The following is a 7,879-nucleotide window of genomic DNA, read 5'->3' as shown; positions in this document are numbered from 1 at the left end:
GTCTCGCGCAGACAGGGGTGTCTCGCGAGGAGGTCCGACACGCATCCGGGGTGGACTGCGGCGAGACGCCGGTGTCTCGCGCTGACGGGGGTGTCTCGCGGGCTGGTCAGGCGAGGGCACGGGATCGAGCAAGTAAGTCCGTGTGAGACAGGGGCGTCTCGTGTGGACGGGGGTGTCTCAGGCGGAGGGGCGGGCCCAGCCTCGGGAGAGGGGGAGCCCCGCGGCGACGAGGACCTCGGCGAGGCGGACGGGGTCCTCGGCGTCGCGCATGCCCCAGCGCGCGAAGGACTGCACGTCGGGCAGGCGGCGGAGGGCGTCCTCGCGGCGCTTCTCGTCCCACAGAACATCGCGGTCGTCGTACTTCACGCGGCCGTCGAACTCGCCGATCACCCCGGCATCTGGCCACCAGAAGTCCACGCGGAACCGACCCGCTGCCGTGGTGAACTCCTGCTGCAGGACGGGTGGCGCGACCCCGAGTCGTCGCATCGTCACCCGGCTGATCGACTCGCCGGGTGACTCCGACGCCCGGTCGGCGAACGCCAGAGCCGATGCCGCGGTCTGCGATCCACGTCGGCCTCGACGGGCGGTGACAGCGTGCGCGATGGCGTCCCGGTCGAGCTCGCCGCGCCGCAGCACGTGGTCGAGCACCACGACCGCGTGCTCGAAGGGAACGGCGTGCACGAGGTCGACCACCGTCCGCAGCAGCGAGGTCACACGGGTGCCGTCGAGGGACACCACCTCGTCCTCGGCGAGACGGCCCACGTGGCGGATGACGCCTCGGCCGCTGTGGGTCTTGCGGATCCGGGTGTCGATGACGTGGAGCCGCCAGTCAGGGTGGCCGTGGTCGGGGAGCTCCCAGAGCGCAGCGGCAGAACCGTGGGAGACGACGCCGTCGGCCTGCAGCGTGGCGGCGCGGGCCCGGACGACGAGGCGCCGACGCTCGAGCGGCCCGAGCGCGTCCCAGTCGCGGCGCTCGACGGCGGTGCCGTGGAAGAGCCGGACCGGGTCGACCAGTGCCGACGGCAGGCCGGTGAGGACGGTGGGTGCGGGATGCAGCATGGCCACGACGCTGGCGCAACCACCTGACGGGCGTGCGACGGATGGCGGAGGTGGGGAGAGCCTCCCGGCAGTCTGCTCCTGTGGAGGAGGACGCACCCGTCCACGCGAGACGCCCCCTGGTCGGCGAGGCGGTCCCGAGAAGGGCGGCGTCTCGCTGACGAGGGGGCGTCAGGCGTGTAGGTGGTGCGTCAGCGGCTGTAGTTCGGCGCCTCGACGACCATCTGCACGTCGTGCGGGTGCGACTCCTTGAGCCCGGCCGCGGTGATGCGGACGAACTTGCCGCGGGCCTTCAGCTCGGGGATCGTGCGGCCGCCGACGTAGAACATCGACTGCCGGAGCCCGCCGGTGAGCTGGTACACGACGTTGCCGACCGAGCCGCGGTAGGGGACCTGCCCCTCGATGCCCTCGGGGATGAGCTTGTCGTCGTTCGGGACGTCCGCCTGGAAGTAGCGGTCCTTCGAGTACGAGGTCTTCTTGCCGCGGGTCTGCAGCGCGCCGAGGGAGCCCATCCCGCGGTACGCCTTGAACTGCTTGCCGTTGACGAAGACCAGGTCCCCGGGGGACTCGTCGGTGCCTGCGAGCAGCGAGCCGAGCATGACGGTGTCCGCACCCGCGACCAGGGCCTTCGCGATGTCGCCCGAGTACTGGAGCCCACCGTCGGCGATGATCGGGACGCCGGCCTCTCGTGCGGCGAGGGAGGCCTCGTACACGGCGGTGACCTGCGGGACGCCGACGCCGGCGACGACGCGGGTGGTGCAGATGGAGCCCGGTCCGACGCCGACCTTGACAGCGTCCACACCCGCGTCGATGAGCGCCTGCGCGCCGGCACGGGTCGCGACGTTGCCGCCGATCACGTCGATGGCGTCGAAGGACGGGTCGGCCTTGAGCCGGCGGACCATGTCGAGCACGCCTTCGCTCTCACCGTTCGCGGTGTCGACCACGAGCACGTCGACGCCGGCGTCACGGAGAGCCTCTGCACGCTGCCAGGCGTCGCCGAAGAAGCCGATCGCGGCACCGACGCGCAGCCGGCCCTCGTCGTCCTTGGTGGCGTCCGGGTACTGCTCGCTCTTGTCGAAGTCCTTGACGGTGATGAGCCCGCGGAGCTTGCCGTCCGCGTCGACGAGCGGCAGCTTCTCGATCTTGTGCTGCGCGAAGATCGCGATCGCCGACTCGGGGTCGATGCCCTCGAGTGCGGTGATCAGCGGGGCCTTCGTCATGACGTCCCGGACGAGCGTGGTCTGCTGCTCGAACGGGGCGACAAAGCGCATGTCGCGGTTGGTGATGATGCCGACGAGGGTGCCGTCGTCCTCGATCACGGGGAGGCCGGAGACGCGGAACTGGCCGCAGAGCGCGTCGACCTCGGCCACGGTGGCGTCCGGGGTCGTGGTGACCGGGTTGGTGATCATGCCGGACTCGGACCGCTTGACCTTGTCGACGTAGGCCGCCTGGTCCTCGATCGAGAGGTTGCGGTGCAGGATGCCGATGCCACCCTGTCGCGCCATGGCGATGGCCATGCGGGACTCGGTGACGGTGTCCATCGCCGCCGAGAGCAGCGGGACACTGACGGAGATCCGCTTGGTGAGCCGGGACGCGGTCGACGCCTCGCTCGGGATGACGTCGGTGTGCCCGGGCAGGAGCATGACGTCGTCGTACGTGAGTCCGATGAATCCGAACGGATCCGGCTGGTCCATGGGTCCCCTTCGTGGGCGCGAGGCGTGTCGAGACACCGGACGCAGCGTCGGGTTCCGGATGGACCATGCTAACGCGGCAGCCACGATGCGCATTCCGGCTGTGGAGGACTTGCCGACTGTTCCTCCACAGCATCACAGTTGCGGCACGAATCACACAGGGAACACGTTGGAAACACGGGTGTCACAAAAAGCCCATAGGTTCCTCGGCATCCGAACGAGAGGCTCTTCCGTGGGATCCACAACTCCTGCGGGGCCGGCGCTGTTGCGCCGGTTCCGCCCCGGTGCGCCAGGTCGTCGCCGACTGGTGCTCGTCGTCGTGCTCGTCGCGGCCTTCCTGGCGACCTTCCTGATCGACTGGGCGGTGACGATCCCCGCCCAGGGCGCCACCCCCGCCGCGACGGCGAGTGCCAGCGCCAGCTCGGCCCCGTCGTCCAACCAGCCCTGCACCGTGAGCACGTCGAACGGCTGCATCCAGGGCACGATCCTCGACAGCAAGCGAGAGCCCGCCTCGGGTGTCGACGTCGACGTGGCGGGACCGTCGGGCTTCGCGGCGACCTCCACCACGTCCGCGCAGGGACGCTGGGCAGTCAGCGTGCCGGCAGCCGGCGAGTACTCGGTCACCGTCGACCAGGACACACTGCCCAAGGGCCAGTTCCTGACGAACGCCGCCGACGCCAAGCGCACCGTGCAGGCGAACCTCAACGCGAACGCCGGACAGATCTTCCAGCTGTCGGACCAGCAGGGCGCCACCACCTCGGACGCCGGCACGAGCATCACCGCAGCACGGGCATGGCAGCAGTTCGTGTCGGGCATCCGGCTCGGGCTCCTCATCGCCCTGGCGTCGATCGGCCTGTCGCTCATCTACGGCACGACCGGCCTGTCGAGCTTCTCGCACGGTGAGCAGGTGACCCTCGGTGGCCTGCTGGCGTACACGTTCGCGAACCAGCTCCACATGAACATCTGGGTCGCGGGGGTGGTCGTCGTGATCATCTGTGCGGCGAGCGGGTACCTGCAGGACATGGTGATCTGGAGTCCGCTCCGGCGCCGACGGATCAGCCTCACGCAGCTGATGATCGTCACCATCGGGCTCTCGATCGCGGCGCAGTACGCCTTCCAGTACTTCTTCGGCGCCTCGACCGTCCGCATCCAGCAGAGCAACCCCCAGACGGTGACGTTCGCCGGGGTGACGCTGACCGTGCAGTCCTACGTGGCGATGGGCATCGCGCTCGTCGTGCTCATCCTCACGGGGTTGTTCCTCGCGAAGACCCGCTTCGGACGGGCCACCCGCGCAGTGTCGGACAACCCGGCCCTGGCCTCGGCCTCCGGCATCGACGTCGACCGGGTGATCCGCTTCGTGTGGACGCTCGCCGCCGGTCTCGCCGGGCTGTCGGGCGTGATGCTCGGCCTCGTGCTCAACGGCGTCAACTGGCAGACCGGCCTGCAGCTGCTCCTGCTCATGTTCGCGGCGGTGACGCTCGGTGGCCTCGGTACCGCCTACGGCGCACTCGTCGGGTCGATGATCATCGGCGTCGTCGTCGAGCTCACGAACCTCGTGCTGCCGGGTGACTTCAAGTACGCCACCGCCCTCGTCATCCTCATCCTCATCCTGTTGTTCCGGCCGCAGGGCATCTTCGGCCGCGCCGAGCGGATCGGCTAAGGGAGCGCCGCCATGGACTACATCCTCAACCTCCTCAGTTCTCTGACGCAGGAGGCCCTCGCGCCCACGACGGCCGCGTTCGCGCTCGCCGCCATCGGGCTGAACGTGCACTTCGGCCTCACCGGACTCGTCAACATGGGCCAGGCAGCGTTCCTGCTGCTCGGTGCCTACGGGTTCGCCATCTCGATCACGAACGGCCTGCCCCTCGGGATGGCCGTCCTCGTCGCCCTGCTGGTGTCGATCGTGTTCGCGATCATCCTCGGCATCCCGACCCTCCGGCTCCGCGGCGACTACCTGGCGATCGTGACGATCTCCGGGGCGGAGATCATCCGGATGGTCGGACGCTCGAGTCTGCTGACCACGACCACGGGCGGCTCGAACGGCATCACCGGCTCGAGCTACCGCGACCCGTTCAACGCCCTGAGCTTCCTGCCCGACGGCACCACCACGATCCTGTGGTTCACGTACTCCAACAACGGCGTCAACGGCTGGTGGATCCGCATCGTCGGCTGGGGCCTCGTGGCCCTGTTCACGCTGGTGCTCTTCCTGCTCATGCGCAGCCCCTGGGGCCGCGTCGTGAAGGCCATCCGCGAGGACGAGGACGCCGTGCGCTCGCTCGGCAAGAGCGTCTACTCGTACAAGATGCAGGCGCTCGTCTTCGGTGGTGCGCTCGGAGCACTCGCCGGGATCATCTACGTCATCCCGAGTTCGGTGCAGCCGGACGCGATGGGTCGCTCGATGACGTTCTTCATCTGGACGGCGCTCATCCTCGGTGGGGCGGCGACGGTCTTCGGGCCGGTGCTCGGCGCCGTGCTGTTCTTCGTCGTGCGACTCGGCATCCGCACCCTCGCCGGGGACTTCATCCCGAACTCGATCATGAACGCGCAGCAGGCGGAGCAGTTCTCCTACGTGCTCGTCGGCGTCGCGCTCATGCTCCTCATCGTGTTCCGCCCACAGGGACTCCTCGGCAACAAGAAGGAGCTGACGTTCAGTGTCTGATCCGCACGCACCCGCGACCACGGTGTCGCACACGCCCGGGGCATCGAAGCCCGACGCGATCCTGACGGTCGACAACATCAGCCGGAAGTTCGGTGGCATGACGGCGGTCGACGTCGACCACCTCGAGGTCCAGCGCGGTTCCATCACGGCGCTCATCGGCCCGAACGGTGCCGGCAAGACCACGTTCTTCAACCTGCTCACCGGCTTCGACAAGCCGACGAGCGGGAAGGAGGCCCGCTGGCAGTTCAACGGCGCGACGCTCGGCAACACCGGTGCGGCGAAGGTCGCCCGGGCCGGCATGGTCCGCACGTTCCAGCTGACCAAGGCGCTGTCCCGCCTCACCGTGATGCAGAACATGCTCCTCGGCGCGAAGGACCAGCCCGGCGAGAACTTCTTCGCCGCGCTCATCCGGCCGCTGTGGTCGAAGCGCGAGAAGGAGATCACGGCGAAGGCCGAGGACCTCCTGGCCCGCTTCAAGCTCCTCGAGAAGAAGGACGACTACGCGGGCTCGCTCTCGGGCGGCCAGCGGAAGCTCCTCGAGATGGCGCGGGCACTCATGTCCGACCCGACGATGATCATGCTCGACGAGCCGATGGCCGGCGTGAACCCCGCGCTGACCCAGTCGCTCCTCGGCCACATCCAGTCCCTGCGTGACGACGGCATGACCGTGCTGTTCGTCGAGCACGACATGCACATGGTCCGGCACATCTCGGACTGGGTCGTCGTCATGGCCGAGGGCCGCGTCGTCGCCGAGGGTCCCGCCTCGACCGTCATGGACGACCAGGCCGTCATCGACGCCTACCTCGGCGCACACCACGACACCGACCTGGGCGACGACTCGCTCCTCACCGAGGAGACCTACGAGGAACTCGCCGGGGAGGTCGCCGACGAAGCGCACGCAGGACCCGGCTCGACCGCGGGCGCGCCCGTCGGCAACGCGCCCGGCACGACGCACACCACACCAGACGCGGCCGACGCCGCCGACGACGGGAAGGCCACCCGATGACCGACGCGACCAACGGGTCCCACGCGACGAGCGGCGCGGACGCGGGGCGAGCCTCCAGTCCGGCTGCGGCGTCCGGAACCGCGACCCTGGAACCGGTGATGCGGGCCAGCGGGCTCGTCGCCGGGTACCTGCCCGGGGTCAACATCCTCAACGGTTGTGACCTGGAGTGCTACCCGGGCGAGCTCATCGGGATCATCGGCCCGAACGGCGCCGGCAAGTCCACGCTGCTCAAGGCCCTGTTCGGCCTGGTCTCGGTCCGCGAGGGCTCGGTGACCCTCGAGGGCGACGACATCACGAACATGAAGGCCAACAAGCTCGTGCAGGCCGGCGTCGGCTTCGTGCCGCAGTCGAACAACGTGTTCCCCTCGCTCTCGATCGAGGAGAACCTGCAGATGGGGATCTACCTCCGGCCGAAGAAGTTCGCGGAACGGCTCGAGGTCATCTACGACCTGTTCCCCGTCCTCGGCGAGCGGAAGGGTCAGCGCGCCGGATCGCTGTCCGGTGGTGAGCGGCAGTCGGTCGCCATGGCCCGGGCGCTGATGATGGACCCGAAGGTGCTGCTGCTCGACGAGCCGAGCGCCGGACTGTCCCCGGTGCGCCAGGACGAGACCTTCATCCGCACCCGTCGCATCAACAAGGCGGGGGTGTCGATCATCATGGTCGAGCAGAACGCGCGACGCTGTCTCCAGATCTGCGATCGTGGGTACGTGCTCGACCAGGGTCGGAACGCGTACTCGGGCACCGGGCGGGAGCTCGCCGACGACCCCAAGGTCATCGAGCTCTACCTCGGGACGCTCGCCAAGGACGTCGACGCCGCTCGCTGAGTGGAGTCGACTGCCGGTGCCGCTGTGGGGGCGGTACCGGCACGAGAGGGGTCGTGCGAAGTCGCGTCAGCGCCGCACGGCCCCTTTCCCTCGTTGTGAGGGCTCTGTTCTGGTGGCGACCGGTCACGAATCCCCGCTCACGTCCGCCGAGCGGTCACGATTCGTCGGCCCGGAGGCGCGACACCGACGGCCTGCGACCGGTGGGCGCGGAACCGACGGGGTGTCGTGACCACTCGGCAGGTCGTGGGCCGGCGGCACGGCGGCACGGTGGCACGGCCTGGAGGCTCGGCTCGCCCCCGCCGAGCAGGTAGCGTTCCGCAGGTGGATCGGGTCTCGAGCATCGCGATGGACATCCTCGTGTGGGTGGTCTTCGCGGTGCTCTTCATCGGGGCGGCACTGCTCGTGAAGGTCGCGGCGCTCCTGCTCGTCGTGCTCGTCGTGTTGGCGCTCGGGCTCGGCCTGACGCTGCGCATGCTCCGCCGGAAACGCCGACGCCCGCGCTGAGCTGCGCCCCGCGGACGCCCGCCGCGCGCCCGGCGCCCGCCCGCCGCGCGCCCGCCGCCCGCCCGCCGCACGCCCGCCGCCCGCCCGCACCGTGCGCGGTCTCTCGCCCGGTGCCCCGTTGCCCACTCGGTGCGAGCAC

General features: G+C 69.5%; 7 protein-coding genes. 5 read left to right on the top strand and 2 right to left on the bottom strand.

The annotated features are described in order from the left end of the window. Positions 1-177: 177 nt before the first annotated feature. Positions 178-1,059, bottom strand: a complete 882-nt coding sequence (locus tag BIU98_RS12820) for a hypothetical protein (RefSeq protein ID WP_139200724.1) — start codon at positions 1,057-1,059, stop codon at positions 178-180. Positions 1,060-1,247: 188 nt separating this feature from the next. Beyond that, a complete protein-coding gene (gene guaB / locus BIU98_RS12815; protein WP_071276618.1) occupies positions 1,248-2,750 on the bottom strand; it encodes an IMP dehydrogenase in 1,503 nt (500 codons plus the stop codon). 229 nt (positions 2,751-2,979) lie between these two features. Between guaB and BIU98_RS12810 the strand changes: the two genes are divergently transcribed. The 5 genes from BIU98_RS12810 (at position 2,980) to BIU98_RS18980 (ending at position 7,740) form a co-directional block, all read left to right on the top strand. Beyond that, positions 2,980-4,407, top strand: coding sequence for a branched-chain amino acid ABC transporter permease (locus BIU98_RS12810; protein WP_368073043.1), 1,428 nt, complete (start codon positions 2,980-2,982; stop codon positions 4,405-4,407). Positions 4,408-4,419: 12 nt separating this feature from the next. Continuing rightward, positions 4,420-5,406 (top strand): branched-chain amino acid ABC transporter permease, encoded by a 987-nt coding sequence (locus BIU98_RS12805; RefSeq protein ID WP_071276616.1) that lies wholly within the window; start codon positions 4,420-4,422, stop codon positions 5,404-5,406. Beyond that, a complete protein-coding gene (locus BIU98_RS12800) occupies positions 5,399-6,412 on the top strand; it encodes an ABC transporter ATP-binding protein (RefSeq protein WP_254787896.1) in 1,014 nt (337 codons plus the stop codon). Before BIU98_RS12805 ends, BIU98_RS12800 begins: the two co-directional genes overlap by 8 nt. Positions 6,413-6,510: 98 nt before the next feature. Further along, positions 6,511-7,236: an ABC transporter ATP-binding protein gene (locus BIU98_RS12795; RefSeq protein WP_254787913.1), complete on the top strand. Its 726-nt coding sequence runs from the start codon at positions 6,511-6,513 to the stop codon at positions 7,234-7,236. 321 nt (positions 7,237-7,557) lie between these two features. Beyond that, a complete protein-coding gene (locus BIU98_RS18980; RefSeq protein ID WP_071276612.1) occupies positions 7,558-7,740 on the top strand; it encodes a hypothetical protein in 183 nt (60 codons plus the stop codon). Positions 7,741-7,879 lie beyond the last annotated feature (139 nt).

Origin of the sequence: Curtobacterium sp. MMLR14_010 (assembly GCF_001865015.1) — a bacterium.
Classification (GTDB): domain Bacteria; phylum Actinomycetota; class Actinomycetes; order Actinomycetales; family Microbacteriaceae; genus Curtobacterium.
Note: the sequence above shows the minus strand (reverse complement) of the source record. Positions and strands in the feature narration are given on the sequence as shown.

Bases quoted from the DNA above. Each gene is read 5' to 3' on its own strand.
- guaB (WP_071276618.1), bottom strand. From the start codon at position 2,750: ATGGACCAGCCGGATCCGTTCGGATTCATCGGACTCACGTACGACGAC.
- BIU98_RS12805 (WP_071276616.1), top strand. From the start codon at position 4,420: ATGGACTACATCCTCAACCTCCTCAGTTCTCTGACGCAGGAGGCCCTC.
- BIU98_RS12820 (WP_139200724.1), bottom strand. From the start codon at position 1,059: ATGCTGCATCCCGCACCCACCGTCCTCACCGGCCTGCCGTCGGCACTG.
- BIU98_RS12795 (WP_254787913.1), top strand. From the start codon at position 6,511: ATGCGGGCCAGCGGGCTCGTCGCCGGGTACCTGCCCGGGGTCAACATC.